Genomic DNA, 25,396 nt, shown 5'->3' with positions numbered 1-25,396 from the left:
CTCACGGGTCAGCGGAACTGGCCACATCGGTCCCGGCTTGCTCGCAGGCCTCGGCGGCACCAGGAGGGAGTATGGACGTGCCGACGAGATCCGTCGCAATGTCATGAAGTTTGTGGTTCGTCGCCTGTGACAATCTGCGCAGCACAGCCATCGCCACCTCGGGGGTCAGTTGGTAACGCTCCATGGCGATACCGGTGGCTTGACCGATCACGGTGCGGCGCTCCAGAGCAACTTCCAGATGGTGGACCTTGTTCAACGCGGCTTCCAAAAGGTGACGCGGCTCGTCCTGGATCGTGCGAGGCGCGAACTCATGCCTAACTGGGTTGACTCCGTCTGCGTCGTCAGAAGTGGCTCTCACGAGTTCGCATCTTACAACGTAAGCCAAGACGGAGCAGGTCCCGAGCACTCACAAGAAGTCCTCTTGTGCCGCGTCACCACCGCGGACCGGGCGCACCGACAAGAGCATGCCGCGCGCGCGCACGCGCAGTGGCCGTAAGCCGAAGTTGGACCGCGGTGACAGGCTCACATGGTGAGACACAATCGCGTCAAGCCCGTCGACGCGATCTGGCTGGACATGGACCGAGTCCGCAACCTCATGGTCATCGAATGCGTGATGTTCCTCGAAGGTCCGATCGACCGGGTGGCATTCGATCGCCTGCTCCGCGAGCGACTCATTGGCATCTACCCCGTGTTCTCCCGAATCCCGGTCAAGGGTCATAACCCATGGTCAAGGTCTTGTTGGCACGATGTTCCCGACTTGGACCTCGAGCGACACGTGCGCGAGGTGCGGCTGCCTGCACCGGGCGACGCCGCCGCGCTCCAGACGTACGTCAGCTCATTCATGGCCACGCCGCTGCCGCGCGACCGCCCGCTCTGGGAAGTTCACTTGGTGACCGGTCTCGATGAGGGTGCCGCCATCTACGTACGACTGCACCACGCCCTTGCGGACGGCATCGCACTAACGCAGGTCTTGATCTCGCTCACCGAGACGTCTGCCGCCACCGGTGAAGATGCCCGTGACGCGCATGCGCCGGCGGGCGGTCGAGCCCCTGGTGCCGACACAGGAGAGAGGGTCGGGTCTCAGGCGCGGGGCGTTGCACGATCCGCCGGCCTCCGAGCGTGTGCAGCAACAGTCCGGACGGCGTTACGTGCGGTCGGCGTCGTTGCCAAGCTCATGCTGACTCGCAACCCGCCGTCGCCACTCGAAGGTCCTGTGGGCGCCCAGAAGCAAGCCGTGTGGTCCGAGCCGGTTGAACTGCAGCTCATCAAAGACATCGCCAAGGCCTCGGATGCGACCGTCAACGACGTCTTGGTCTCTGCGCTGGCCGGGGCCGTCAGGCGCTACCAGGTCGAGCGCGGTGCTCACGCTGTTGACTTGCCGACGATGATTCCGGTCAGCCTCCGCCCGTTGCACCTTCCTCCACCTCCCGAATTGGGAAACCGTTTTGCCGTCGTCCTCCTGCTGCTGCCGTCGGGAGTCGCAGGCGCCGCCGAACGTCTGGCGGAAACGAAGCGGCGCATGGACAAAATCAAACGTTCTCCCGAGCCCGTCATAACATTCGCGATCATTTCCGGAATCGGACGGTTGGGGCGGAATGTCAGCAACGCTTTCGTCACCTTCTTCGCGGGCAAGGCGACCGGCGTCACCACCAACGTTCCCGGGCCACGCGAGCCCCGCTACTTGGCAGGGACGCGTGTAACCGGACTGCTCGGCTGGGTGCCGGGGTCAGCAACACAGACCCTCGGAACTTGCATCTTCACCTACGACGGCATGGTGACAATCGGGCTCAAGACTGACGCCGCAGTGGTACCCGACCCGTTAGTTGTTCTTGAAGCCTTTCGACAGGAGATAACTGACCTGTCCAGTGTTCTGGCTACACCAAAAGATGAGGCCGTGCGCGGCCGCCTGCAAGACAGCGCCTCTTAAAGCTCGCCGCGGTCTAGTGTCTGAGATACCCACTCAGCGCTTCTAGACGGGGATTCCCCTCCGACTTGGAGTCGCTGGGTGGACGGCGCCGATGGTCACACCTCAGGCAGACCTTGAGGGAGTGCGGAGCGTCATCGCTGACGCGGCCCGGCAGCGCGAGTCGGTGGCATGCCTGACCAGATGCTGACTCGACCGTAGAAGCGCAACGCGCGTGCCGCCAGTTCGGGGCGCAGGAGAAGTCCGCCGCCGGCGTGCGCGTAAGCGTGCAGACGTCAGAACGCGAAACGCAGAGCGCCCCGGCTGATTCTGGCTACACCCCACCTCGCAGCTATCTGCTGTCACGGACGACTCGGCGCTCGGGTGGCGGGGCACGAGGCCTCCACGGCGCGTGCCGAGCGGCGACGGGGCCAGCAATCGCGAGGCTCGCGAGCCTCAGCGCGCCGCGACTGCGGGCAACCGGGTGCACCAGAAGCAGGCAGAGCTTTCGCGTTCCGGCTATTGAACGTTCCGGAACTAGGTAGTACCGTCAGTGGTGCGGACAGCAAAGGATCCGCGCCACATCGGGACGTTGAGCTTTCGCTCGTGCAGCGGGCTCACCCCCCATCACGAAGGAGCTCCGCCATGCCCATCACGACCACCGCCCACCTCAACTTCCGAGGCAACGCTCGCGCCGCGCTGGACTTCTACCAGTCCGTCTTCGGCGGCGAGGTCGCCGCCATCACCTTCGGCGACGCCCACAACGTGCAGAGCAACGGTGGTTTGGCCACCGCCGAGGAGGCCGATCAGGTCATGTGGGGACAGGTCCTCGCTGACAACGGGTTCCACGTCATGGTCTACGACGTTCCCTCTGCACTGTCCTACGACCGCGGCGACAAGCCCGTCTACGTCTCCGTGCGAGGCGACGCCGAATCTGCAGACGAGCTCACGGCCTACTGGAACGGGCTCACCGACGGTGCCACGATCCAGGCCGACCTCGGGCCCGCTCCCTGGGGTGCGCCGCTCTACGGGATGCTCACCGACCGCTTCGGAGTGGTCTGGGTCCTCGACCTGCAGGCGCAGTACTAGCCGATCACGCACCAACAGCACCACCCGAGCCGGCACGCGGCGGCGTCTCGTCGACCGCTCCCGGTAAACGTACGGCCTAACTCGCTCAGAGAATGAGAGCAGCTCATGTTCACAGACGTGTCAGTCAACTGGTGGGGCGTAGTCGTCGCCTTGGTAGCCCTCACCATCCTCGCCGGCCTCTACTTCACCGTGGTTATCGGCAAGGTGTACAACTCCGCTGTCGGTCGACCAGACGATGCCCCTCCCGGCGCCGGTCCACTGTTCATCGCCGGCCCGCTCGTGTGCAATCTCGCCACCGTCGCGACCAGCGCTGTCCTCATCAGCGCCCTCGAGATCAATGAGCTCGCAGATGGGCTGTTGTTCGGGGCCATCGTTGGAGCTGGCTACCTGATCGCCATGGTCTTCCAGATCTCAATCAACCCGGTCTTCGCGCGCCCCGTGTTCTACGCACTGATCAACGCGCCGTACTTCTTCATCGGCAGTCTGCTCACCGGCGCGAGCCTCGTGCTGGTCGGGTAAGCGCACGCCCGCAAGGCCCGTCCGGCTCGGACTGGCCTTGCGGGCTTTTGCGCGCTCGACCTAGATAACTACGCAAGAAGCGTGTTGGTCCACTGGTGGCCGGCACCCCACACCTCCGTCGCCGTGTGGAAGTCAGTGAGCACGCGACACCTTCAGTCTTCGGTCGCGACCGCTCCATGCATCAGGGCTGGAAGAATCACTCCGTCGATCCACGTCGTCAGGAAATCGCTCTCGAACGCTCGTCGCTGAATCAGGGCACGGTATGCGGCAACCGACGGAATGACGTCGGCAATGGTGTCGATGTCAGCGCTGGTTGAGATCTCACCGCGTTGGGCGGCGCGTCGCATCAAGACGCGGTAGGAATCAGCCCACGACGCCACCATCGTGTCATTAACCGCTGCGTCGAAGTCTGGATGCATGAGGACCATGGAGGCCAGTGCGGCCATCACCTTCATCCGCCTCTCGGTCTCCTCGCGCGGTTGGGGCTTGAACAGTGCGAGGAGATCACCGCGAAGCGTCCCGGTGTCGGGCAACTCTTCCTTCGACACCTCGCCGGGCCGCGTTCGTGCAACAGCCTCGAGGACCATCTCCTCTTTCGAGGACCAACGACGGTAGACGGCCCCCTTGCCAGCCTTTGCCCGGGACGCGACGAGGTCGATCGTGAGGCCTGCGTAGCCGACCTCGGCGAGTACATCAAGCGTGGCCTCCAAGATGGCCACATCACGCGAGTGGTCCCGCTTGCGACCGACCCTGGTCGGGACGGATGCCTCGGCGCCCCCGGCACCCTCCCCACCCAGCGCACTCTCGACCTGGTCCGGCGCTCGCTTGGCGGCCATCGTGTCCTTCCGACGATCAGGGCCATTACGGTACTCGGCACATCCGGTACGCGCAAGTTCTATATCATGCATCGGGGCGGCCGGCGTCGAACCGTCTTTGGTATCCCCTCCCCCCGAGATGTCTCAAGCCCATTCCGTCGGTTCGGTGAGGTAGCGGCGACCTACCTGTCGGCCGTTCCTGAGTCCATTGTTGAGTACCGAGAGGGGTGTTGACGAACCCTGCCCCGCTGTCGGCGCCTGACGCGTGGGTCGACGCCCAGAACTGCCTCCTCGGCCGTCCGTTGCCGAAGTTGAAGCGGGTCGATGAGGTGCACAGCACCGCAGGATCACGGTAATGACGTGGCTTTAACTCGCATCTCTCGATGGGCGCGCGACCATCCAGTTCCTGGTGAACGACACCGGCAACTGAGTCGTCAGTGGCGTCAATTCGGGGCCACGACGTCTGCCGGGCGCCTTGAGTTCAAGTGCCTCAGTCAGCTAGCCCTAGTGCCCGGTGAAGGGCACTGAGCAAGTCGGCGCGGCGCATGCCTTTGAGAAGGCACTTCACTGCTCCGAGATCGGCGGCCGCGTGCAAGGCTTCCTGAGAGTTGTAGCTGGTTAGGACTACGACTCGGGTGCGGGGCGCCACGTTGTACAACTGTGGAATGGTCGTCAGCCCGTCGCGTCTGGGCATGTTCAGGTCGAGAACGACCAGGTCTGGTTGAAGTTCGGCGGCGCGAGCTACCGCCTCCTGACCGTCGGCGGCCTGACCGATCACATGCAGTTGCGAGTCGCGCTCCAGTTGCCACATGAGCAGGTCGCGTGACTCCTCGACGTCGTCGACTATGAGCACTGTGCGCGAACCCACCGAGGGCTCGACGGTGGGCATTGCGGCAGTTGTCTGCATGTCTGACTCAACGTCGGGTGGGTTGTCGGTCGAGGCGGGAGTTCGTTGCTGGGCTGGCTTTGGCTGCCAAGAACGATGCGTCGCGGTCCACGTTGTGCGGCGCGCTGTGAGTGAACCGTCTCCAAGAGTGATGGCGCCCGGCCTAGGGCCATCCCCAGCACTTCGCTGGTGCGTGCCAACGCGCACGAGTAGTTGTCGAATTTGCACGCCACAGACGGTACGGGCGCCCGGGGCTGCTGTGCATTTGGCGTGGTTATGCCGCCGATGTGGTCTAGCCCTACGCGCCCTCGTGGTTCTCGCTTTGAGCACCTACGTGGCCGCGACCTGCAGCCACTCTGATGTTCTGCAGACGCAGCGGCTGGCTGCCTCACCTGCTCCTTGGTCGACTCGGTGAGGCAAGTTCACAACCCGCCTTTCCCTACTCAATTTTGAGGGCAGCAGCCCGACTACACCACCGGGAGGCCCGCCGCCGGCAGCACATGCTCCTGCCTAGGTCCCGTGGGGATCGTGAAGCAGACCCGTGTGCCGTGGTTCGGTTCCGGTGCTGTCACTGAATGATCCACCCAGATCTCACCGCCATGACGGCTCACGACGCGCTTACAAATGGCTAGGCCGAGGCCTGTTCCCCTGTAAGTGCTACGGACCGTGCTGGCCCGAAAGAAGTCATCGAAAACGCGGTCTTGTTCCTCTGCGCTGATGCCGATGCCGTTGTCCTGGATGGAGACGGTCACCTGCTGGTGATCCCCTGCGGCCGTGACGCTCACCTGCGGCGTGGAGCCGGGAACGGTGTACTTCATCGCGTTTGCGAGCAAGTTGTCGAGGAGTTGCCGCAACAGCGCGGCGTCACCGTGGACTTGTATCCCGGCACCGATGTCTACGTGGCTGGCAACGTCGCGTAGCGACGAGATGCTGCGACACATCTCAGACAGGTCCACGGTGGTGGACTGCAAAACGTCGTGCCGGCTAAGCGTGTAGGCCAGCAAGTCGTTGATGAACATCTGCATGTGTGAAGACGCACCGAGTAGGCGGCCAGCCAACTCACGCAACTGGGTGGCGTCGAGCGAAGCTGAATCGTCAGACAGCTCCAGCAGCGCTTCCGACCAGCCGACGATGATTGTCAGCGGGTTCGCGAGGTCGTGAGCGACCACTCCAGCGAACGCCTCCAGTTCGGAGCGCTCTTCTCGTTCCGTAGTTACGTCGCGCAGAGTGACAACGGCGCGTGCATGGTCGTCAGACGAATGTGTTGGCAAGTTGGTCGCCTTCACCTCAAGAGTTCGTGTCAGTTTGCCGTTGCGTCGCACGCCGACATCGCGGGCGCCGTCATATCGGTTCGTGAGCACCAGTCGAGTCGGCAACGAGTCGTAATTGAGTGGGTTGCCGTCGGCAGAAGTGAGGGTGTGCGGGCTGTGCGCATCTGGCAACTTGAATGCACTTGCGTCTAACAGATGGGGGAGTAGGTGCTGACTTGCTGCGTTGCCCAACATGATCTGGTCGTCGTCCTGAACAACGAGGATGCCCTCCTCGATGTTCGTCAGTACGGCGTCCAACAGTGCAGCTCGGTCACGGGCGATGTCACCTTCCCGTTCCGCTTGAGCGAGAGCTGAATGTCGATCGCGTAGGGACAACGAGAGCACCAGAGCCACCAAGACCATGCAGACGACGAAACCTTGTGCCAGGACCGCCCCCGTCCGCGGTTCAGTCACGGCCGCGAACGGTCCGATGCGAGCGAGTGTCAAGACCACGCCGGCAAGGCCGATCAGAGCACTCAAACTGACTGCGACGCGCAGGCTGGTCCTCAAGGAGGCCCAGACAACGACCAAGAACAACGGGTAGATGGCCGGCAGGCGGTCCTCTGATACAAAGCTGAGCCAGACAGCCCACACGGCTCCCAGGGTGGTAAGCATCCACTCCAGCAGACGCACGCGGCGCCGGGTCGAGATAGGGGCTGTCCGTTGGTGCGGGCGGTCGACCCAGATTGCGACCAAGGTGCCGATGGTGAAGGTCCAGGCAACAAAACGCACAGAGGTCAGGACAGCGTTGGCCAGCCCAGAAGGTTCTAGAAGTCCGAGCCCGGAAGCGCGCAACAGGGCCGTCGTTAGCCCGCCCACCACAAGCGCGCCACCGAACGGGACCAGGTCCTGGAGTGTTTGCAGTACGGGCTCGCTCATGGATCGGCGGGGCCAATGTCCCGCCCGCCGGAGCACCGCAAGCATGGCGAGTGTGGGAGCAACCGCCAACGCTGCGCCGACAAGAGCGAGATCCCGACCGCCAATTGCTAGCTGCACTGACAGTGCGGCGGCTAAGCCGAGGAGGAGGAGGTCTGGCACAACCTGCCGTGGAGTGGCGGTCATCAGCCAGACCAGAGCCACACCGCTCAGGGGCCAGATAAGACTGATCTGGGCGGGCTCATAGAAGGTCAGTGCGCCCACATAGCTTGCGCCGAATGAGGCGAGGAAGAAGCCAACTGACCGGCCAGCAGCCCGCAGCCGACTGGAATCACGCACCCTGATTCCAGGCTTCACCACTCATATCTACCAGAGCCATAGGGATGGTGGAGCAAAACGGCGACCTTCGTGGCCCAAAGGCGCGATTGAGGACTACCGCTCAAGCGGCGACCGCAGGAGGAGGGTCCCGGCGGTCAGCAAGGTGTCCCGAGCGCACGCGGGGCACATCGTGCGCCCTGGGCAACCGCACCTGACCGACCCTGGAGGGCGCGCGGTATGACGCAGCTCACAGCGGCAATGGCTGCCAGAAGTCGACACCGCCGGACCATCCACCTCGTCAGGGAAACTTGGCGAGCCAACCCCGCTGCGACCCGCCCCAAAATTCTTCATCCCGGTGGGCGCCGGCGGGCGTAACCGGGTGGCGCCCGGTTCCACCGGTCCCGTAGCGAACAAGCTGCGGGGCCGGCCCCATGTCACGGCGACCTGACCCTGTGCGTAGCGCCCCGTCGGTTTCGCCTAACGATCTAGAAGTGCCAGGAGCTGCAAGTTAAAGGCGTCGACGTCGCTGGCAGCTCGGCTAGTGATGATGGGGTCGTCCACCACGACACGTCGGTTGTGCCAGTGAGCGCCAGCGCGTTCGACCTCGTCCCGTATCGCCGGGTGGGAAGTGGCATGGCGGCCCTTGAGGAGGTCCGCGTCAAGCAGCGACCAGATGGCGTAGCCGAACGCTCCCAGGGGGCGGCCAGTGCGTGCGAAGTCTCCGACGAAGCCTGCTGTGCGCGAGTCCTCGCGCAGGGCCTTCGAGTTCTCGGCTCCATCAGGCAGCACGAGCGCATCCAGTTGTTGGCACTCGCAGGATGAAAGAGTCAGGTCCACCGTGTAGGTGTTGGCATGGTCGCCGTCACGCACCGTGCGGACGCGGCCGAACTGAGGGGCGATGAGCACGGTCCTTGCTCCTGCGGACTGGGTTGCCTGAAGTGTGCCGGTGAGCTCAGCGTCATCCACGCCGTCCTGGGCGGTGACGAACCCAATGGTCCGTCGGGCGAGGAACAGGTCCACGCAGGCTCCTGAAAGTGGCAGTAGTCCAACTTCTGCGCTCGGGCTCGGGGCAGACGCATTGAAGGTAGTGCACGCCCAACGTTCTGGCCCGAGCACCGCGTGGGCTCGAGCTCGCTATCCCAGCCAACTGAACTACCGATGAGAGATGTCGCGCCGTCCGCCGACGACTGCATAGGGCTAAGTGCATCCACTGAATGAACGCCGACCAGCACGCCCGCCACGTCCGGATTCCAATACAGTCCGGCAACTGCACCCGCGGCATTGCGCCGCGGTCGCCAGCGTCCGACAGTGGGGTGGGCGGCGTACACCACGTTGTTCCGGACCCACAGACTTGCCCGAAGAGGCTGCAGAAGGTTTCGCGCCGAGTCGCACCCGCGCGGCGTGGCTCGGGGCCGTGAACGGGCTTGGGCAATGTGCGGGCGCGTCGAGTAGCCAGACGAGCATCGGGAACAGAAGGAGCCCACGACACGGAGGCCCCCTGATGCGAGCTCTCACCTTCCACGGCAAGCGCGACCTGCGGGTGGACGACGTCCCGGACCCGCGGATCGAGCAGCCGACCGACGCGATCGTCAGGGTGACCTCGTCGGCGATCTGCGGTTCCGACCTGCACCTGATGGAGGTGCTCGGCCCGTTCCTGCACACCGGTGACGTCCTCGGCCACGAGCCGATGGGCATCGTGGAGGAGGTCGGGTCCGAGGTCACCCACATCAAGCCCGGAGACCGGGTGGTGGTGCCGTTCAACATCTCCTGCGGTCACTGCTGGATGTGCACCCGCGGCCTGATGGCGCAGTGCGAGACGACGCAGAACCGGAAGACCGGCAAGGGCGCGACGCTGTTCGGCTACACCGACCTCTACGGTGCGGTGCCCGGCGGGCAGGCGGAGTACCTCCGGGTCCCGCAGGCGCAGTTCGGTCCGATCCCGGTGCCCTCCGATGAGCCCGACGAGCGGTTCCTGTTCCTCTCCGACATCATCCCGACGGCCTGGCAGGCGGTGAAGTGGGCCGACGTGCAGGAGGGCAGCACCGTCGCGGTGTTCGGGCTCGGCCCGGTGGGCCAGTTCGCGACCCGTATCGCCAAGCACCTGGGCGCCTCCCGGGTCATCGGCATCGACCGGGTGCCCGAGCGGCTCGCCATGGCCCAGCGCCACGGCATCGAGACGCTCGACAACACCGACATCGACGACGTTGGAGCCGCTCTGATCGAGCTCGTCGACGGGCGTGGTCCCGACGGCGTGGTCGAGGCGGTCGGCATGGAGGCGCACGACTCCCCGTTCGGCAAGCTGGCGCACGGCATCGTCGGCGCGCTGCCGGACGCGGTGGCCGCTCCCATGGCCGACAAGATGGCGCTCGACCGCCTGGGCGCGCTGCACTCCGCCATCAAGGGAGTACGCCGCGGCGGCACCGTGTCGGTCAGCGGCGTGTACGGCGGGGAGGTGGACCCGATGCCGATGATGGAGATGTTCGACCGGGGCATCACGATGCATTTCGGCCAGTGCCACGTGAAGCGCTGGATCGACGACATCATGCCTGCGGTCCTCGACGACTCCGACCCGCTCGGCACGCTCGACCTGACCACCCACCACCTGCCGCTGGAGCAGGCACCGCACGGCTACGACATCTTCCAGAAGAAGCAGGACGGCTGCATCAAGGTGGTGCTGAAGCCGTGAAGCATCGCGTCCTGGTCACCGGCGCCTCCTCGGGGATCGGCCGAGCCACCGCCCACCGCCTCGCCGGCGAGGGGGCCCGCCTGGTCCTGGTCTCGCGGTCGCAGGGGGTGCTTGAGGAGGTCGCCCGCGAGTGCGACGCCCGCGGCGCGCGGGACACGCTGGTGCTCCCGACCGACGTCGGCGACCACGAGGCGGTGGCGGCGACGTTCGCGGCGGCCGTGTCGGCGCACGACGGGCTGGACGGCGTCGTCCACGCGGCCGGCGTCGCGGCGTACGGCCGGTTCCAGGACGTGCCTCCCGAGGTCTTCGAGGGCGTGCTGCGCACCAACCTGGTCGGCACGGCCAACGTCGCCCGGGCGGCCCTGCGGCACTTCGAGGAGCGCCGCGGCGGGTCGCTGGTGCTGCTGGGGTCGGTGCTCGGCAAGATCTCAACGCCGTGGATGTCGCCGTACGCCACCAGCAAGTGGGGCGTCGCCGGCCTGGCACGGGCCCTGCAGATCGAGGCCCGCAGCCTGCCCGGGGTCGAGGTCTCCCTGGTGTCCCCGGGCGGCGTCGACACCCCGATCTACGACCTCGCGGCGACCTGGATCGGCCACCACGGCAACCCGCCGCCGCCCGTCACCACCCCCGAGAAGGTCGCCGAGGCGTGCATCGCGGCCCTCGACGAGCCGCGTCGCGACAAGAACGTAGGAGGCGGCAACCCGGCCATGGTCGCCGGCTTCCGGCTGCTGCCCGGTGTCTTCGACGCCCTGGTGACGCCGCTGATGGCTCGGATGGGCCTCGACGGGAAGGACGCCGCCCCCGGGGCAGGCAACGTGCTCGAGCCGGTACCCGAGCACGAGGCCGTTCGCGGCCGCTGGCCCCACGTGTGGGGACAGCTCCGCTGACTTTAGGCTGCCCACCGGTCTGGATGCGGGTTAGTACCGTCGAGCGCGGTCATGGCGAGGCAGGTCGAGCTACTTGTGACCAGCTGGTGCGCGACGTCCACACCGACGAGCGTGAGCAGCCGGAGCGATGCCGACCTGAGCCGGCGTACGACGCACCTCGGCCCGTCTACCGTCACTGTGAGCGGGTGTCACGGCGGGCGCGCTACTTGGGTTTCGTCGCAGGGGGATGGAGGTGGCGCTGAGACCATCGGTGCTGAGTTCAACTGCAAACGCGGGACAACGCGCTGGACTTGCGTATTTCACATCGTCGAAGTCGAGAACGCCCTAGACGCTATCCGCTGACACGACCGGCGGCTGTAGGCACAGCACCGGCGGCTGACGGGCCGACCACCAGCGCTCCGTGGCCCGATTGAAACTCAGCCAGAGATGTCGCCGCCTCTCACAGACTCCAAAGCTGGGAGGCGGACCGAGCATGACTCGGTGAACCACTCGACACGTCGCGAAGAGGGCGTTGTTGAGGGGCACTGGTGCGCGTGAGAATCTCGAAGTTAGCTGGCCCACCCACTCCTGATCGTCTTGCGTGCTGCTCACGGCACCGATGACGTGATGTGCTGATGCACCCACAGCGCTGCTTGAACCCGGCGCTGCGCACCGATCTTGTAGTAGGCGGTTCGGACGTAGGTCTTGACGGAGTTGATGCTGAGGAACAGGTGACGGGCGATTCCCTCATTGGAGTACCCCTGCGCTATGAGCAGGAGCACTTGCGTTTCCCGCGGTGACAGACCGTGTTCGCTGCTCCAAGCGACTTGTGTCGGGCCATCGCCGGCCGAAGACACGCTGAGCTGGTGCCACCGCTCGCCCTCACGATCGGTGAGGTCGATCAGGTAACCGGTCAGGACGGGCACGTTGTGCTCGTCTCGCTCGAGCTGGCTGTCAAGTGACACCGAAGTGCGACAGGTTTGCCACGTAACTGAGACGTTTTGCCATCAGACTGAGACGGAATGACGCCAGTTTGCGACAAGTCGAAGAGTGGTGAGTGACAGCAGGGCGGGAACACTAGTGGTTCCCGCCCTGCTGTCGTCTTCGACAGGGGCTACATCCCCCGGCAAGTGTGAGCGTTCGCGTCGCCGCAGACCGGAATGGTTATGCGTTTTCTGAGGCGGGTTGGACTCACGTGCGCGGCTTAGAACGTGGTGGCTCGTATTGCAATTTCGGTAAGGATGCGGTCGCGGCGTTCGCGTTGCTGTCGGGTGTACATCCTGTCCCGCAACTTCTCTTTTGTATTCGCGAAGCCTGGTGCGATCGATTGCATACCCAGGCCCGGTGGCCGTGATGGCGGTGGGGATGTTACTGCTCCCGTCCCAAGGATTGGGCATGCCAGGTAGTCCAGCGGCGACGGCGGGTGGATGCCAAGTGACGTCCACGATGAGCGGCCCGGCCCACGGGGTGAGGGCCGTGAGGCATTTGTGCACTTCCATCAGTTCTTCGGCCTCGCCAGCGAGGTCTTGCCATATAGGGGGCGCGAGCGGGCCCACTACAAGCAGTGGAGCGCTGGCTAGGCCTACTTCTTCGAGGCGCTCGGCGAGCAGTGCATGCTTGCCCGCGCATGTGCCTGCACCGGCGATCTCGGTGCTCGCCGCATCGGGCGGCGCGGGCCAGCGATACGGCAGTCGCTGCACGTCAAGTGCGACTCGGATCAGGGTGGCCGCTGTCTGGTCAGTCTGACTGAACTCCGCTTCGACAGAGGCCTGGTATCAGATGTGTTGGTTCTGGGCTGACCGGCTTCCCGGGCCTGGGAAGCCGTCGCATCCGTTAGTGCCGTCCTGAGTCGAAGGGACGGTGTGACGGGTATGTGTCGTGCTCGAAGTGAGGGTGGTCAGCGGTGTGTGGCGCATGCGCGCGTGTCGCTGGATAGGGCGTGGGAACGAGTTGACGACGCGGTCGCGTTGGCTGAGTCGTCGCCGCTGACGGAGCGCGGTTGCCTGAGGGTGGCGGTGCAGCGTCGGGTGTTGCGGGCGGAGTGCGGGGTGGCCGATGCGATGGCTCAGTTCGCGTCAACTCCTGACGGGCGTAGGGAGTTGTCTGACCGGCTCCGCGAGGCGCTCGCGGAAGAGGAGGAATTCTTCGTTGACGACCCGGATGAGTCGGTGGCGTTGCGGGTGGCATTGACGGAGGGACAGAGGCTTCGGGACCGCGCGGCGTTCATCTTGGGCGAGGTGCGGAGCGGTGCCATGACGGCGGAAGAGGCAAAGGCCGCTTCGGAGTTCCCAACCTTGGCTGCGAAGGCGTTCGCGAAGTCGGACTTGTGGCTGACGGGGCGCGAGACAGGGTTCGAGGGGCGGGTGCCGCACAGGGGACAAGGTCATTTATGGGCTACGCAGGTCGAGATGTTGGGTGCTGCGGAGCAGGCGTACGCGTGGCGGCGGGCTGAGGCCGCACTCGGGCGCGGTCACGCGCGCGAGTTGGCGGAGGCCGAGAATGATTTGCACGACGCTCGGGTCAGGCTGGTGATGGTGCAAGGTGACTCGGGGTTGCAGTCGTTGGAGGCGCAGTGCGCCGGGGTGCCGGGCAACCCCGGGTATGACCGTGAACGGCGGGCGCTGGAGACGGCTATGGCGGAGGGGCGGCGGCAGGCGGTTCGCGCGGACGATTTGCGGGAGAAGTATGCGCTGCGGTTGATCTCTCGGGACGAGTACAAGGCGCAGTTTTTGTACCCGCCTATGGATGTGCGCGCCTCTCGTGAGCGGGCGTTGACTCAGCAGTTCGGGGCGTGGGGGCGTGGGGGCAACTTCAACTGGCGATGAGCGGTGTCGCCGCCTCGGGCGGGCGGTGAGGCGTGAGTCGTGTGTAGGGGGTAACGGTCGCTCCAGGCGGTGTCGTCGGGCGAGGCTCACTGCGACGGTGAACATCGCTCCGGCGGTGTCTCGGGTCGGATGGGTGTCTGACTCCGACTGCGTCGGCTTGGTGGTCTTGGCCGTGGTCCCGGAAGTGCATCTCCCTGCCGCGACTGCGCCTACCTGCGCCCGGCGGCCAGACTGTCGGTGGCAGCAGGAAGACTTCACGCATGTTGCAAGAGGTCCTTCCATACGTCCTGACTGCCGGGGGAACGCTGGCGGCGACCTCTTTTGTTCAATTGCGTGTTGTGCCGAGGGTCGAGTCACAAAAGCGGTTTGAGGACCGCTGGGAAAAGGACGTGCGGCAACTTGGCGAGATAGTTGCTTTCGAACTTCCAGACCCCGAGCAACGACTTGTCGAGGCTGTACGTATCGAGGTGTTGGTGTCTGCCCGGAATAGTTCGGCTGACCCGCACCGTCTCCTTGAGGCTCGCGAAGAGCAGAAGACGCGGGTTGCTGCCGCCACCGGCGATTACGCACGGGTCCGCGTCAAGACAGATTGGCTCATCCGGCGCATCACCGGTGCCAGTGAACAACAGCAGATGGGCCTACTTCGAGGAGCCAGCGCTCAAATGACGATGGCCGAGGTATCTGTCTGGCGGCTTCGAGGCGAGCGGCAATTGATGCCCGATGAGGGTGAGCAGATGGTCGATGCCATCCATGCCGCCCGAGAGGCACTTGACCGAGCCGTTGAGGCTGTGGCGGACCAGGCTCCTCCACGCGACGTGCGACGCCGACGCAGTCGGGAGGGCCGTTTCTCGCGTCGTAGGCGCACAGGAGTGCACAGAACCCACAGATGGTTGAGAGGCGCGCTCCGGCGGTGAATGCGACCTGGTGAATAGGCCAGGAGTGCGGGGGAGGACGCCAGTCTCCCGCCAACACCTGCTCCTGTTCCCGACGTTGAGGTGGTCGGAAGGTGGTGGCGTGACCGGTGCCCACATTCCTAACCCGGGCGGTGTACGACGGCTAGTCAACGTCGAAGGCGTAGGCGGTGTCGTCGGTGAGCGTGAAGCGGTTGCCGCTTCCGGTGCCGAAGGTGATGGCTCCCCGGTTCTTGAGCGCTCCTAGGTGGAACTGCTGGTCCTTGCGGGTTTCGCGGGCGGACATAGTGCCGGTGTAGACGGTGTAGAGGACGCGGGCCGTGCCTTGGTGAATGCCATCTTCGTGGTCGTGGAGGTGGGCGAGGCGTTGTGATGCCTGCTGGGCGCGGTCGTCGGCGGGGCGGATGGTGATGCCCATTCTATTTCGGTGGATGCGCAGGCCTACGGCGCGCAGGTGTGCGTCGAGGTCGGTAAGGGTGATGTAGAGGCGGTCGAGGGTCCAGCCGAGCGCGGTGGCGAGTCGCTCTGGGGCGTGCATCGTCTTTTCGGTTGCGAGCAGCGCGGCGAGTGTTTGCGTGTCGTCGGTTGGTGTGTCGTCGGGTTCGTCAGGTGTGGTCGGGTCGAGCAGGTCACCTGGGTCGAGGCTGAGGGTGTCGAGCATGCGGTAGATGTCTGCGAGTTGGGTGCTGCCGCTGATTTCGTTGCGGTGCAGGATGGCGCGGACGGTGGTTTCGCTGGTGCCGCTGCGGCGGGCGAGTTCTCGTACGCTGATGCGCATTTCGAGGAGGCGGTCGCGGACCCTGTTGCCGTTGGCGTAGCGGACGCGGTTGCTGGTCATTGGGGTGCTCCGGTTTTGGTGGTTGCGGGGTCGGGTATGTGGGCGGTTCGGAGGGGGAGGAGCGCGACGCCAAGGTTCTGTTGCCAGCGGTCGGAGCGTGTGGTGTTAGAGGGCTCGTGGTTCTTGACGTTGGGCAGGTTGAGGTCGACTGCGGCGCGGCGTTGTGCTTGGACGATGGAGCGGTTGGATTCGGTCAGCAGGGGTGAGCCGGGTTCTGCGCCCTGGATGAGCCGGAACGTGCGCTGGGCGCGCAGGTAGACGCGGGCGCCGGGGTGCATCGGGGCGTGGCGGACGCCGGTCAGGTCACCGTCGGGGGTGACGTGGGCAACGGTGAGTGCGGTGACGTGGTCGCGGGTGAGGTCGGCGTCTCGGAGGATGACTGCGGCGGCTCGCCAGGGTGTGCGGTAGGCGCGGAGCGCGCGGACTTCGGCTGGGGTGAGGCGTCGGTTTTCGACGTCGTTGATGGCGTTAAGGAAGTAGTCGAGGTTGACCTTGAACAGGATGCCGTGGGTGAACATGGCGGCTTGTGCGGCGCGTGCCGTCACGAGGGCTTTGCCGACGTGGGAGGTGGCGGCGACGAGTTCGCTGAACCTGGTGGTGGCTTCTTCGTTGGTGGCGAAGGGGTCGTCGGCGACGGCCTTGAAGACGGTCCTGTAGTGGTCGTCGACCTGTTGGTGTTGCGCGGGGGTGAGGAGGTCGCGGCAGCGGGCGCGGAAGGCGTAGAAGTCGACGCGGGGCAGGAAGACGGGGAAGTCGGCGTCCGAATCGTCAGGCTGCCCGGTGCCCAGGGTGTCGGCTGCGTTATCGACGCCGGGGCCCAGGCTGGGGCGGGTGACTGCGGCGAGGCGTGCTTGTAGCGGCGCGAAGTCGGGGTCGATGCTGCCTCCGCGCAAGTCGACCCAGTCGGCGAGTTGGGACCCTCCGGTGTCGTCGCAGGTGAGGGCGAGGTCGGTGCCGGTCGCGGCGGTGACGTGGACGAGGTCGTTGAGCAGGTTGTAGTCGTGGATGTTGGTGGCGTGCCGGATGACGAGGACACGGACGCGGTATGCGTCGAGCCAGGCTTGGAGCAGTTCGAGGTTCTGGCCGTGCCTGCGTCCGGACCCGGTGAGGTCGAGCCGGATGCCCATGGCGGCGAGGATGGTTTGCCCTATCGCCCAGGCGTGGCGTGTGGGTCGCCCTGTGGCGGTGACGATGCCGGTGGCGGGGTCGGTGTTGGGCAGGAGCGACCTGGCTGAAACGTTCGCGGGGAGCGGGGTCAGGGTCAGCGTCATGCGACGTCCTCGTAGTAGTCGTCGTCGGCTAGGGCGGGCAGCATGCCTCGTACGTCGGCGAGGTCGTCGGCGGTGACCGTGTCGGTGATGTTGAACGAGTTGAGCCACCGCACGGTGTGCACCCAGCGGCGGAGAAGCCCGGCGCAGGACGCTTCGTTGTGGTCGGCCAGCGCGCTTGTGTGGGCGTCGGCGAACCGGCGGTCGAGGGAGCGGACGGCGGTGATGAGGTCGGTTCCGCGCAGGGTGCCGAAGGTGTGGTCGCCCATGATGCGGCTGTGCAACTGGGGATACTTCAGGACGGCGTTGAGCACGTCGGTGCCGACGACGATGAGACCGAAGTCGTGGTCGGCTTCTTCGTAGAGCCAGGTGAGTTCGCGCATGGCGTTGGCTTCGGAGTTCTGCAACTCGTCGACGATGAGGACGCCGTTCCAGTCGCAGAGGAACTCCAGCAGGTCGTTCTGCAACTGGAACCGGGTGTCGCGCTTCCCGGGCCGCCTTCCGGTGACCGCGAGGTGGGTGCGGCGCAGTAGTTCCAGGGGTGCGGGACGGTGGCTCATCCGCACCAGCGCTGCCGGGCGTTCGCAGGTTTGGGCGACGTAGCGGGCGCAGGTGGTCTTGCCCGTTCCCGGTACGCCGTCGATGGCGAGGATGCCGTTGACGTTGAGGACCCCGCGTGCTTTTAGGACTCCGTCGCGGAAGAACTCGGTTTCGGCTAGTTCGGTTTCGAGGCCTAGTGAGAGTGGCTGGTCAGGGTTGGGCATCACCGCTGGGGCTCCTTGCTGTGGTCGGTGGGGGTGGGTGGGGTGTCGTTGTCGGCTGTGGCGGTGGGGCCGTTGAGCCCCTGGCCGTAGGCCCGTTCGAGGCGGGAGCGGGCGCTGGAGGTGACGGTGTCCTTGGGTTGCGGGGTGGCCGGGATGCGGGGCAATTTCGCTGCTTTCCGGCGGCTGGTCTTGGGGACGGCTCGGTCGCCGTGTGACCGGTCGACTGAGTCGACGGCCTTGGTCGGGCCAGGGTCGGTGTCTTCGCCGTAGCCCACGTTGGCGTTGTCGACCGCCGCCAGGTGACGACGGTGGGCCTGCACACCGAACTCGATGGCTTGGGCGTCCCGTTCCTGGCGCGCCCGCTCCGTGTGGAACGCGTCCGAGACCTTCTTGGGCATCCGGTGCGGGTCGTAGGCGCGCTGCACGTGCTCGTCGTGGAGGTCCATCACTTCGATGAACTCGCGCTGCGTGGGCAGGTACCTGATGAGGTACTTCTTCCCGAACTGCAGTTTCGAGCCGACGTAGTCGACGCCTTGGAAGTGGATGCCGTTCTTGGACGCCGTGTAGGTGATGTGCCCGGACGTCATCATCGCGATGCGCGCCTCGGAGTCCTTCATGGGGCGACGTTCTGTGGTGTCGGCGGCGTACGCCTGCAGCCGGGTCAGCCCACCGAGCCGCCGGACCGGAATCGAGGTGTTGATTTCGTCGACGGTCTCTTGCAGTGCGTGCTGGAACGCCTTCCACCCCCACACGTCGCCCGGCTGCACGTCCTTGGGCAGTTTCGCGACGTTGCGGGGTGCGCCGGTACGGGTGGTGCCGGACTTGGTGGCCCCTGGCGCACGGTTCGAGAGCCGTTCGTTGAGGAGCCCGATGGAACGCTCGGCCTTGCCGTTCTGCCACGACGAGTACGAGGCGGTCGGAGCGGGAATCCACCCGACCCGTTCGATGCCGTCGCGCATCGAGGGGCCGAAGTGTGCCGCCGCGTTGTCCAGGACGACCTGCTCAGGCTGCCCGCCCACAGGGGTGCCCATGTAGTCGTGCTCGACCGCCGCGTCGGCCAGGGCAGCGGCAACCATGTCGCCGTTGATGTCCCCGACCCACGGCACCGCGTGAATGAGGGAGGAGTACCCGTCGACGATGACCGTCACATGGGGACGAACGGGAGACCGGTGCTTGTGGCTGGGCCACACCCACAGGTCAAATTCGGTGTGGTCGACGTGGTGCGTATGGCACCGGTGCGGGGGGTTCCACTTCAAGTACAGGCGGTTGTTGACCAACCCCTTGAACCCGTGCAGCGCAGCAGCCACCAGAGCGGGGTCGGTCCGCTCCTGAAGGGCTCGCGTGAACGTCCTGTACGAGCAGTCGATGAGCCCGGCCTCGTGCATCGTCAACCAGGCGGTGTAGATGCACTGCTCGTGCGCGAGCACCGCCAGGTGGTTGGTGGTCACCTCGAACCGTCCGCGAGTCGACGGGCTGGGGGTGGTGTCGGTGGCGAAGCGGGGGTCGTTCATCCACCGGTACACCGTCTTCGGTGAGATGCCGTGCCGACCGGCGACCACCTTGACGTGTGAGCCGAGGGCCCGCTGGCCCGCGCCAAGACGACGGACCTGCTGAACCACGGCGTGCTTGTCCGACATCGACAGCCGCTTTAGGGCGGTGTTGTCGTCCGTCACCGTGGCCGGTTCGCGACGCTTGAGGGTGCGCGAGCCGGTCATGCGACACCCCTCAGGTGGAGCCGCGCTGGCGCGAGCGGGGAGGTGTGCAGGTCCTCAATCAACCCGTTACTGGTGATGGTGATGCAGGCACGGCGGTTGCCCAGGGTGAGCAGCCGGACGCCGACGAACGCGTCACCGAACGTCGTCTTGCCCGCGTCGAGGTAGCGGCGAACCTGAACCCAGGTTTCGGTGTCGAGACCTGCCCGGGCGTGCCGCCAGGTCTTCAACTCGTCGAACCACACCCCGACCGCAGGGTGGTACCAGGCCAGGTCGACCCGGCCCCCACCGGCGGCCAGTTCCGTGCCGAGGAAATCCACCCCAAGTGGGGGCAGGTACTCGCGGACGTACTGGACGGTCAGACCGGTCACACGGATGCGTGCCCGGTCCAACCTGCCCAGGGTCCGGTCAGCGACTACCCGCGCGACGGTGCTGCGCACCAGGTCGGCCATGACCGTCCCGGTCACGTCCGGGATGTTCTGAGCGTGTGGGGCCACCTCTCCGATGACCCGGTGAGTGAGCACACCGATGCGGGTGTCCCACACGGTGTGGTCGACCGTCGCCGGGGCAGGGCCCTTGTAGATGGGGACGGGCAGACCTGCCGCAGCGAACGCGGCACGCGACTTGCTAGCGGCGCTCACGCGAACCCACCCCTGACCGCCGCGTCGTTGAGGTCGCACAGGAACAGCGGCTCAGGGTCGCCGTCTGCTGGACACCACGACCCCTCGTAGGGGGCGTCGAGCACGATGTGACGCACGCCGAAAAAACGGTCACCGAACTGGTGCCTGCCGCTGCGTGACGTGACGTGGACCTGGTGCTCGCTCTCACCGGGGGCGAGTTCGGTCATGGTCAGGGTGGTCAGCACGTCGATTACGACACGACCCTGCGCGTCCTCCCAGCAGGGGTGGTCTCCGGGGGCGACTCCTACGAAGTCACATTCTGCTGAGGGGATGTGGTCGGCGTACTGGTGCAGCAGCGCAGGCAGCCGCGACGTCCAGACGGTGGGGGAGTCTCCGGCCTCGGGCCGGGTCAGGTCGGCGACCCGGTCTGCGTAGGCGAACGGGTCGTCGCGGTGAGACTGCATTGCGATGGCTGCGGCGTATCCCCGCAGGGCGGCGACGAGCAACTCCTCGAACCCGAGAAGTTCACAGGGGGAGTAGACGCGACGCAGGCTAGGTGTGATGCCCAGCCAGGTTGTCCAACCTGCTGATGGGTGAGCGTTTCCCGATGGCCGAGTGGGGCCTGTGGTGGTTGTACTCGTGGACCCAGCCTGGCAGGGCGGCGAGTCTGGCGGATTCTGAGTTGTAGAACTTCTTGAACGCCCACCCTTCGGCCAGGGTGCGGTGGAAGCGCTCTATCTTGCCGTTGGTCTGGGGCCGGTAAGGCCGGGTCTTCTTCGGCGTGATCCCCAGCTCGGCGCAGGTGTCGCGCCACAGGTGGGACTTGTAGCAGCTGCCGTTGTCGCTGAGGACCCGTTGCACGATGACACCGCGTTCGGCGAACCAGGCGACTGCGTTGCGCAGCACTTGGGTGGCCGTTTCCTTGGTCTCATCGTCGTGGGCCTCGACGTAGGCGACGCGGGAGTGGTCATCGATCACCGTATGCAGGTAGCAGGTCCCGATCAGCGGGCCGCGGTACTTGTTGCGCGGCTTCCCAGGCGTCGCAGCGCGGTTCTTCTCGCCCTGCTGACGTCCGACGTAGCGCCAGCCGCCGCCGTCGGGGACCTTGCCGAGCTTCTTGACGTCAACGTGCAGCAGGTCGCCTGGTCGCTCGTGCTCGTAGCGTCGGATCGGCTCACCGGTGGCGCGGTCGATGTGGGTGAGCCGGTTGATCCGGCACCGCACCAGGACCGCGTGAACCGTCGAGGACGGCATCGCGAGCCGGTCACCGATCTCGACCGGCCCGAGCCGCTGCTTCCACCGAAGGTGCACGATCTTGCGCACCACCGGTGCCGGGGTCCGGTTTGGCTGACGATGCGGGGCCGAGGACCGATCGCTCATCCCGGCCGGCCCTTCGGCCCGATAGCGCTCAGCCCACTTCCTCGCGGTCTTCCACGACACGTCGTACCGCTCGGCTGCCCGCGCCGGCGGCCAACCGTGCTCGACGATCAGACGCGCCAATCGCAGCCGGGCACGTGGCGTCAGAGCAGCATTGGCATGGGTAGCGTGAGACACGAAGACCTCCTGGTCGTGGAGCGGTTCCTAGGTAGCTCCACTCCACACCGGGAGGTCTTCACTCATCCACGACATCAGACCGTGTCCTCACACGTCCTTGACCAACGTGCCTGGTCATCACAGCTAGGGGTGCCTGCGCCCAGCCTGAACGGCGACGGGTGGACGGTGTTGGAGCGTGCGTCAGCACGGTGGGTGATGGTCATGATTTCTGCTTCTTCGTCTAAGAGGTGGCGAGCGACGGTCGTGGCTCGTCAGACCTGGCGCAGCGCAGAGCGATGCGCGCAGGGTCTGCCCCATGCGGGGCCGATGAGCGCACTCATGCCGCGTCGTCCTCGTCCATCTCGTCCATCTCGTCCCTACGGGCGTCGAGGACCGGGACGTCGTTGTAGCCGCTGTCTTCCCCCTGCTTCGAGAGGAGGTGCCACTTGTCATGGGCGACGTAGAGGCGCGCCTGCGCGGGGCAGCGGGCCGGGTAGAGCGTCAGAGTCGCAGACCCGAAGACGCGGGCCATGGCCGCGAAGATGTCGCGCACCTCGTCAGTCCTGGCGAGGTCATCGGGCGTCGGGACGTCTGTGTCGAGCAGGTGCAGTTGGGTATGACCGTCTGCTGCCTGCCAGGCCACGACCCGGGACTCCAGGTAGGCGCAGCCGTAGTTCCGCACGCAGGCCCATGTCCCGTCGCCCAGGGTGAACCGCTGGGCGAACGCGTGAAGGATGGTGGCGATGCCGCCGAGGAGCGAGTCGAGCCACCTAGCGTTGCGGGTCGGCTCAACGGCCAGGTCGACCACCATGGCCCGGCTCGCCTGGCTGAGAGGCGCAAGGACCTCGGCCAGCACGCTGGCGGCGTCGCGGGCGGCGGTCAGGATGAATGAGGCGGGGTCGAACTCGTCCCCGTCCACCGTCATGGCCTCGTAGGCGGACTCGACGATGTCTTCGGCGACGACCTGGGCGGTCTTCACAGCGAGGATCTCCTCTCGGGATGCGGGGAAGGCCGCACGCTGAGAGGCCATAGCCATAGCCGTCAGACGTAGTGCAGCGGTCCCCTTGTGGGGCTGGGTCTGTACGACATGACCGGGCTCGCTTCCGACGACGACGTCGCACGAAGGTGCGACGTGGGTGGGAGCGTAGGCGGACGTTCCGGTGGCGGCAAGAGCAGAAATCGGGCGGTTAGACATGAGGGTGAATCTCCTAGCGTTCTCGGTGTCTGGCGGGGTGCCTGACAACGAGGACTCTGGAGCCGTGGCGTCCGTGGCCGCCAAGTTCAGCAACCTTCCGCGAACTTCCCGGAAACGTTGCCGCGCGGTTGATATACATGGTGTCGAGACGTGTTTGGGGGACGCGAAACCGCAGGTCAGAGACGTGACTTGGGTCGTCGACGGCTGACGCAGGTGAAGCCCAAACTTCCCGGGACCTTCCGGGTAACTTCTGCCAACTTCAGAAACCCCAGCGAACTCCAGAGACGGAAAGCGCCAAAAGTGACTCTGCAGCCCGGACGGAAATACACCGCGACGCAGGCAGTGAATCTGCCGCGCGAGAGGCGTCCTAAGCCGTTCGAGCCCTACGACTTGACTGAACCGGCTCACGGGCAAGGGAGAGGCCTACAGCGTCGCTCCGCTCGTCAGGACCGGTGGTGTCCGTTCTGCCAAACAGTTCTCATGCCACGTCGTCAAACCTGTGAAGCGTGCAAGCCCGCACGGGACCGGTTCGTCAACTCGCACCCCGCTGCCCGGGAGACCTCTGCGCCAGGCACTGACCTGAGCACTACTGACCTTGACTCACTCTTCAAGGCCATCGACGACTTAGGTCGCGTCATGGCCCTCGCCCTGTCCTTCAAGCAAGTCAGGAACGTGCGAAAAAAGGACGTCGACGACATGCTCTTAGCCACCAAGGACGTGATGAGGGCTTCCGACCGCGTGCGACACCAACTGCGAGAGCAGGTTCAGAACTCGCCAGACGCGTGAGCACAAGCCCCGCCGCCCCGGGGGGGGGAGCAGGCGGTAGAGGCCCGACGTCAGCAACCCATCTCAAAAGCCTGCGGCGACAACCTCTGAGCGGTGCCACGCGCGGGCGTCCGTCAGATGCTCTGCGGAACACGGCAACGACGGACTTAGTGGACCCGACGGGTGTTGAGCGTCGATACGCTCCCCGGATGGACAGCGCGCCCGACATCACCGTCTCCGAACTGCGGGATGCGGTCTCAAGAATGCTGGACGTTGTTGAGGCTGAACTCGGCGAGGAACTGCGGCTCTCCGTCGACTACTACTGGCATGTCTCGGTGGAGGAGGCCTTCTCGCTGGACGTAGTCCCTAAGGTCTCGGGGGTCGGGCAAGTCTCGGATGACGCCGACACCATCCGCGATTTCCTCAACGAGTCACGAGACGACGACACCGAAGTCGTCCTGACCCACGAGATTGAGCACCTCACCGGACTGCTCCGAGCCATCCAGCACCTCGCCGTCCAGCGGTACGACAAGCCTGCCAAGCAACCCGACCACGCTGCTCCTGCAAACCTTCCGACGCGATTACGACACCACGCGCGACGCATGACCGCCAGCCTCATATCGCGGCTGACCGGCAGGTCCGCAACCTCGCCCCAGAGGTCGTCGCAACCCTCAGGTACCACCTTGCCGAGTATCAGCCTGAACGACGCCGTCCTGGAGGTGAACCGCAGCCTGTGGGGTGTTGTCACCAGCGACCTTCGCCAAGTCACGGTCCGGCTCGCCGGAGACGGGTCCGCGTTGCACGGCGAGTTCACCTACGCCGGTCCCATCACGGACCGCGAACGGGAGTTAACCCAGGAGGCTGCTGCCGAAGTCGTTGCCGCCTACCTTGACGACACCGATGTTGAGTTCGAAGCGGTCACCAGCCCTATCAAGACACCACTAGTGGTCAGAGACGGCGAAACCACCGTTTTCCGACGACGCGAATTCGAGGACGTCAACGAATAAGCCACCTAAATCCGGGGCCTGAAAGTAGCGAATGGTTAAGCCAAAATTGGCTCGGGCAACTAACCGAAATAGCGAAGATACTCTTGGTTTCATGCACGTTGTCTGGCGGGGTCCGGTGCCGAAGGGCGTCGCTGAGCGTCTCCAACATCATGTCGACGGCGGATCGGTGAAATTGCAAATGCTTCTCCGGATGCATTGGAATACGTATTGCATTCGTACTCGATTCAGGCACTGACTCTGCCTCCACTGACACCGGGTTGCCACCGTTGATCCGTAGAGTCGCCGCAACCGGCGTGGCACAGTAGTGCGACAGCCCCCACCCAGTCCGAGGAGACCTGCATCATGGCGCAGAAGTTGAACAAGCCTCGCCGTGATGACCGGATCGCCCGGGCACTGGCTGACCCCAAGACCTACTTCGGTCAAGCGCGCGACCGGGCTCGCAAGGAAGTCGCCGCCGAGATGGCGCAAGAGCGCAAGAACGGCTCCGCGCGTCGTCGCACCGCCTAACTAGCGCGCTCCCGACCGCCGACCAGGCCAACCACGCCACGACCGGCGGTTCCACCCATCTCAGTTCCGCCAGGATAGGCGTCGGATTCGCTGCAGATCTCTGCATCGCAGCGCGTCCCACACGGCACGACCTCCGCCAAGGCGCAGGAATCAGCCGCAGGCCGGGCGTCCGCAGCCAGCGCG

General features: G+C 65.5%; 22 protein-coding genes. 8 read left to right on the top strand and 14 right to left on the bottom strand.

Going from position 1 to position 25,396, the window contains the following annotated elements; all coding sequences use genetic code 11:
• Position 1 precedes the first annotated feature (1 nt).
• The gene (locus tag EDD33_RS20525) at positions 2-256 is read right to left on the bottom strand and encodes an ANTAR domain-containing protein (RefSeq protein ID WP_246003440.1); all 255 of its coding nucleotides are present in this window, start codon (positions 254-256) and stop codon (positions 2-4) included.
• 273 nt (positions 257-529) lie between these two features.
• Here EDD33_RS20525 and EDD33_RS09180 point away from each other — a divergent pair, with 273 nt between their 5' ends.
• The 3 genes from EDD33_RS09180 (at position 530) to EDD33_RS09170 (ending at position 3,511) form a co-directional block, all read left to right on the top strand.
• Entirely contained in the window at positions 530-1,927 is a 1,398-nt protein-coding gene (locus tag EDD33_RS09180; RefSeq protein ID WP_170169751.1) for a wax ester/triacylglycerol synthase family O-acyltransferase, read from the top strand.
• Positions 1,928-2,548: 621 nt separating this feature from the next.
• Entirely contained in the window at positions 2,549-2,992 is a 444-nt protein-coding gene (locus EDD33_RS09175) for a VOC family protein (RefSeq protein WP_123390297.1), read from the top strand.
• 105 nt (positions 2,993-3,097) lie between these two features.
• Positions 3,098-3,511: a DUF1761 family protein gene (locus EDD33_RS09170; RefSeq protein ID WP_123390295.1), complete on the top strand. Its 414-nt coding sequence runs from the start codon at positions 3,098-3,100 to the stop codon at positions 3,509-3,511.
• A gap of 152 nt (positions 3,512-3,663) precedes the next feature.
• Here the strand turns inward: EDD33_RS09170 and EDD33_RS20685 are convergent, their stop codons facing one another.
• From EDD33_RS20685 to EDD33_RS09150, 4 genes are all read right to left on the bottom strand, one after another.
• A complete protein-coding gene (locus tag EDD33_RS20685) occupies positions 3,664-4,347 on the bottom strand; it encodes a TetR/AcrR family transcriptional regulator (RefSeq protein ID WP_123390293.1) in 684 nt (227 codons plus the stop codon).
• Positions 4,348-4,816: 469 nt separating this feature from the next.
• On the bottom strand, positions 4,817-5,215 hold the full coding sequence (locus EDD33_RS09160) for a response regulator transcription factor (RefSeq protein WP_170169750.1): 399 nt from the start codon (positions 5,213-5,215) through the stop codon (positions 4,817-4,819).
• A 464-nt stretch (positions 5,216-5,679) separates the two neighbouring features.
• The gene (locus EDD33_RS09155) at positions 5,680-7,755 is read right to left on the bottom strand and encodes an ATP-binding protein (protein WP_148077007.1); all 2,076 of its coding nucleotides are present in this window, start codon (positions 7,753-7,755) and stop codon (positions 5,680-5,682) included.
• A 438-nt stretch (positions 7,756-8,193) separates the two neighbouring features.
• Positions 8,194-8,736, bottom strand: a complete 543-nt coding sequence (locus EDD33_RS09150) for a DJ-1/PfpI family protein (protein ID WP_170169749.1) — start codon at positions 8,734-8,736, stop codon at positions 8,194-8,196.
• A 481-nt stretch (positions 8,737-9,217) separates the two neighbouring features.
• Between EDD33_RS09150 and EDD33_RS09145 the strand changes: the two genes are divergently transcribed.
• Positions 9,218-10,402 carry a zinc-dependent alcohol dehydrogenase gene (locus EDD33_RS09145; RefSeq protein ID WP_123390285.1) on the top strand — a complete coding sequence of 395 codons (1,185 nt, stop codon included), beginning with the start codon at positions 9,218-9,220 and terminating at the stop codon, positions 10,400-10,402.
• Positions 10,399-11,289 carry an SDR family NAD(P)-dependent oxidoreductase gene (locus tag EDD33_RS09140; RefSeq protein WP_246003439.1) on the top strand — a complete coding sequence of 297 codons (891 nt, stop codon included), beginning with the start codon at positions 10,399-10,401 and terminating at the stop codon, positions 11,287-11,289. The genes EDD33_RS09145 and EDD33_RS09140 overlap by 4 nt, the downstream gene beginning before the upstream one ends.
• Positions 11,290-11,876: 587 nt before the next feature.
• On the opposite strand, the gene EDD33_RS09135 is transcribed toward EDD33_RS09140, so the two are convergent.
• On the bottom strand, positions 11,877-12,194 hold the full coding sequence (locus EDD33_RS09135; RefSeq protein ID WP_246003438.1) for a response regulator transcription factor: 318 nt from the start codon (positions 12,192-12,194) through the stop codon (positions 11,877-11,879).
• Positions 12,195-13,316: 1,122 nt separating this feature from the next.
• On the opposite strand from EDD33_RS09135, the gene EDD33_RS09130 reads away from it, so the two are divergent.
• Complete coding sequence (locus tag EDD33_RS09130; protein ID WP_148077006.1) at positions 13,317-14,093, top strand: hypothetical protein; 777 nt, start codon at positions 13,317-13,319, stop codon at positions 14,091-14,093.
• Between the two features lie 1,056 nt (positions 14,094-15,149).
• Here EDD33_RS09130 and EDD33_RS09125 read toward each other — a convergent pair.
• From EDD33_RS09125 to EDD33_RS09090, 8 genes are all read right to left on the bottom strand, one after another.
• Positions 15,150-15,842: a helix-turn-helix domain-containing protein gene (locus EDD33_RS09125; RefSeq protein ID WP_123390279.1), complete on the bottom strand. Its 693-nt coding sequence runs from the start codon at positions 15,840-15,842 to the stop codon at positions 15,150-15,152.
• The gene (locus tag EDD33_RS09120) at positions 15,839-17,113 is read right to left on the bottom strand and encodes a hypothetical protein (RefSeq protein ID WP_123390277.1); all 1,275 of its coding nucleotides are present in this window, start codon (positions 17,111-17,113) and stop codon (positions 15,839-15,841) included. Before EDD33_RS09120 ends, EDD33_RS09125 begins: the two co-directional genes overlap by 4 nt.
• Positions 17,110-17,874 (bottom strand): AAA family ATPase, encoded by a 765-nt coding sequence (locus EDD33_RS09115; RefSeq protein ID WP_148077004.1) that lies wholly within the window; start codon positions 17,872-17,874, stop codon positions 17,110-17,112. Before EDD33_RS09115 ends, EDD33_RS09120 begins: the two co-directional genes overlap by 4 nt.
• The gene (locus EDD33_RS09110) at positions 17,874-19,589 is read right to left on the bottom strand and encodes a DDE-type integrase/transposase/recombinase (protein WP_123390274.1); all 1,716 of its coding nucleotides are present in this window, start codon (positions 19,587-19,589) and stop codon (positions 17,874-17,876) included. The genes EDD33_RS09115 and EDD33_RS09110 overlap by 1 nt, the downstream gene beginning before the upstream one ends.
• Positions 19,586-20,227: a hypothetical protein gene (locus tag EDD33_RS09105; protein WP_123390272.1), complete on the bottom strand. Its 642-nt coding sequence runs from the start codon at positions 20,225-20,227 to the stop codon at positions 19,586-19,588. Before EDD33_RS09105 ends, EDD33_RS09110 begins: the two co-directional genes overlap by 4 nt.
• Entirely contained in the window at positions 20,224-20,670 is a 447-nt protein-coding gene (locus EDD33_RS09100; RefSeq protein ID WP_148077003.1) for a hypothetical protein, read from the bottom strand. Before EDD33_RS09100 ends, EDD33_RS09105 begins: the two co-directional genes overlap by 4 nt.
• A gap of 88 nt (positions 20,671-20,758) precedes the next feature.
• Positions 20,759-21,760 (bottom strand): IS481 family transposase, encoded by a 1,002-nt coding sequence (locus tag EDD33_RS09095; protein ID WP_123390269.1) that lies wholly within the window; start codon positions 21,758-21,760, stop codon positions 20,759-20,761.
• A 316-nt stretch (positions 21,761-22,076) separates the two neighbouring features.
• Positions 22,077-22,718, bottom strand: coding sequence for a hypothetical protein (locus tag EDD33_RS09090; protein ID WP_148077002.1), 642 nt, complete (start codon positions 22,716-22,718; stop codon positions 22,077-22,079).
• 1,190 nt (positions 22,719-23,908) lie between these two features.
• Between EDD33_RS09090 and EDD33_RS09085 the strand changes: the two genes are divergently transcribed.
• The gene (locus EDD33_RS09085; RefSeq protein WP_123390266.1) at positions 23,909-24,706 is read left to right on the top strand and encodes a MafI2 family immunity protein; all 798 of its coding nucleotides are present in this window, start codon (positions 23,909-23,911) and stop codon (positions 24,704-24,706) included.
• Positions 24,707-25,048: 342 nt separating this feature from the next.
• Entirely contained in the window at positions 25,049-25,213 is a 165-nt protein-coding gene (locus EDD33_RS19940) for a hypothetical protein (protein WP_170169748.1), read from the top strand.
• Positions 25,214-25,396 lie beyond the last annotated feature (183 nt).

The sequence above is a fragment of the Nocardioides aurantiacus genome (genome assembly GCF_003752505.1).
GTDB classification, from domain to species: Bacteria; Actinomycetota; Actinomycetes; order Propionibacteriales; family Nocardioidaceae; genus Marmoricola; species Marmoricola aurantiacus.
This window is presented reverse-complemented; position numbering and strand designations above follow the sequence as displayed.

Coding starts and splice junctions, on each gene's coding strand:
- EDD33_RS09175 (WP_123390297.1), top strand. CDS start 2,549: ATGCCCATCACGACCACCGCCCACCTCAACTTCCGAGGCAACGCTCGC.
- EDD33_RS09170 (WP_123390295.1), top strand. CDS start 3,098: ATGTTCACAGACGTGTCAGTCAACTGGTGGGGCGTAGTCGTCGCCTTG.
- EDD33_RS20685 (WP_123390293.1), bottom strand. CDS start 4,347: ATGGCCGCCAAGCGAGCGCCGGACCAGGTCGAGAGTGCGCTGGGTGGG.
- EDD33_RS09160 (WP_170169750.1), bottom strand. CDS start 5,215: ATGCCCACCGTCGAGCCCTCGGTGGGTTCGCGCACAGTGCTCATAGTC.
- EDD33_RS09145 (WP_123390285.1), top strand. CDS start 9,218: ATGCGAGCTCTCACCTTCCACGGCAAGCGCGACCTGCGGGTGGACGAC.
- EDD33_RS09125 (WP_123390279.1), bottom strand. CDS start 15,842: ATGACCAGCAACCGCGTCCGCTACGCCAACGGCAACAGGGTCCGCGAC.
- EDD33_RS09120 (WP_123390277.1), bottom strand. CDS start 17,113: ATGACGCTGACCCTGACCCCGCTCCCCGCGAACGTTTCAGCCAGGTCG.
- EDD33_RS09115 (WP_148077004.1), bottom strand. CDS start 17,874: ATGCCCAACCCTGACCAGCCACTCTCACTAGGCCTCGAAACCGAACTA.
- EDD33_RS09110 (WP_123390274.1), bottom strand. CDS start 19,589: ATGACCGGCTCGCGCACCCTCAAGCGTCGCGAACCGGCCACGGTGACG.
- EDD33_RS09100 (WP_148077003.1), bottom strand. CDS start 20,670: ATGCAGTCTCACCGCGACGACCCGTTCGCCTACGCAGACCGGGTCGCC.
- EDD33_RS09085 (WP_123390266.1), top strand. CDS start 23,909: ATGGACAGCGCGCCCGACATCACCGTCTCCGAACTGCGGGATGCGGTC.
- EDD33_RS19940 (WP_170169748.1), top strand. CDS start 25,049: ATGGCGCAGAAGTTGAACAAGCCTCGCCGTGATGACCGGATCGCCCGG.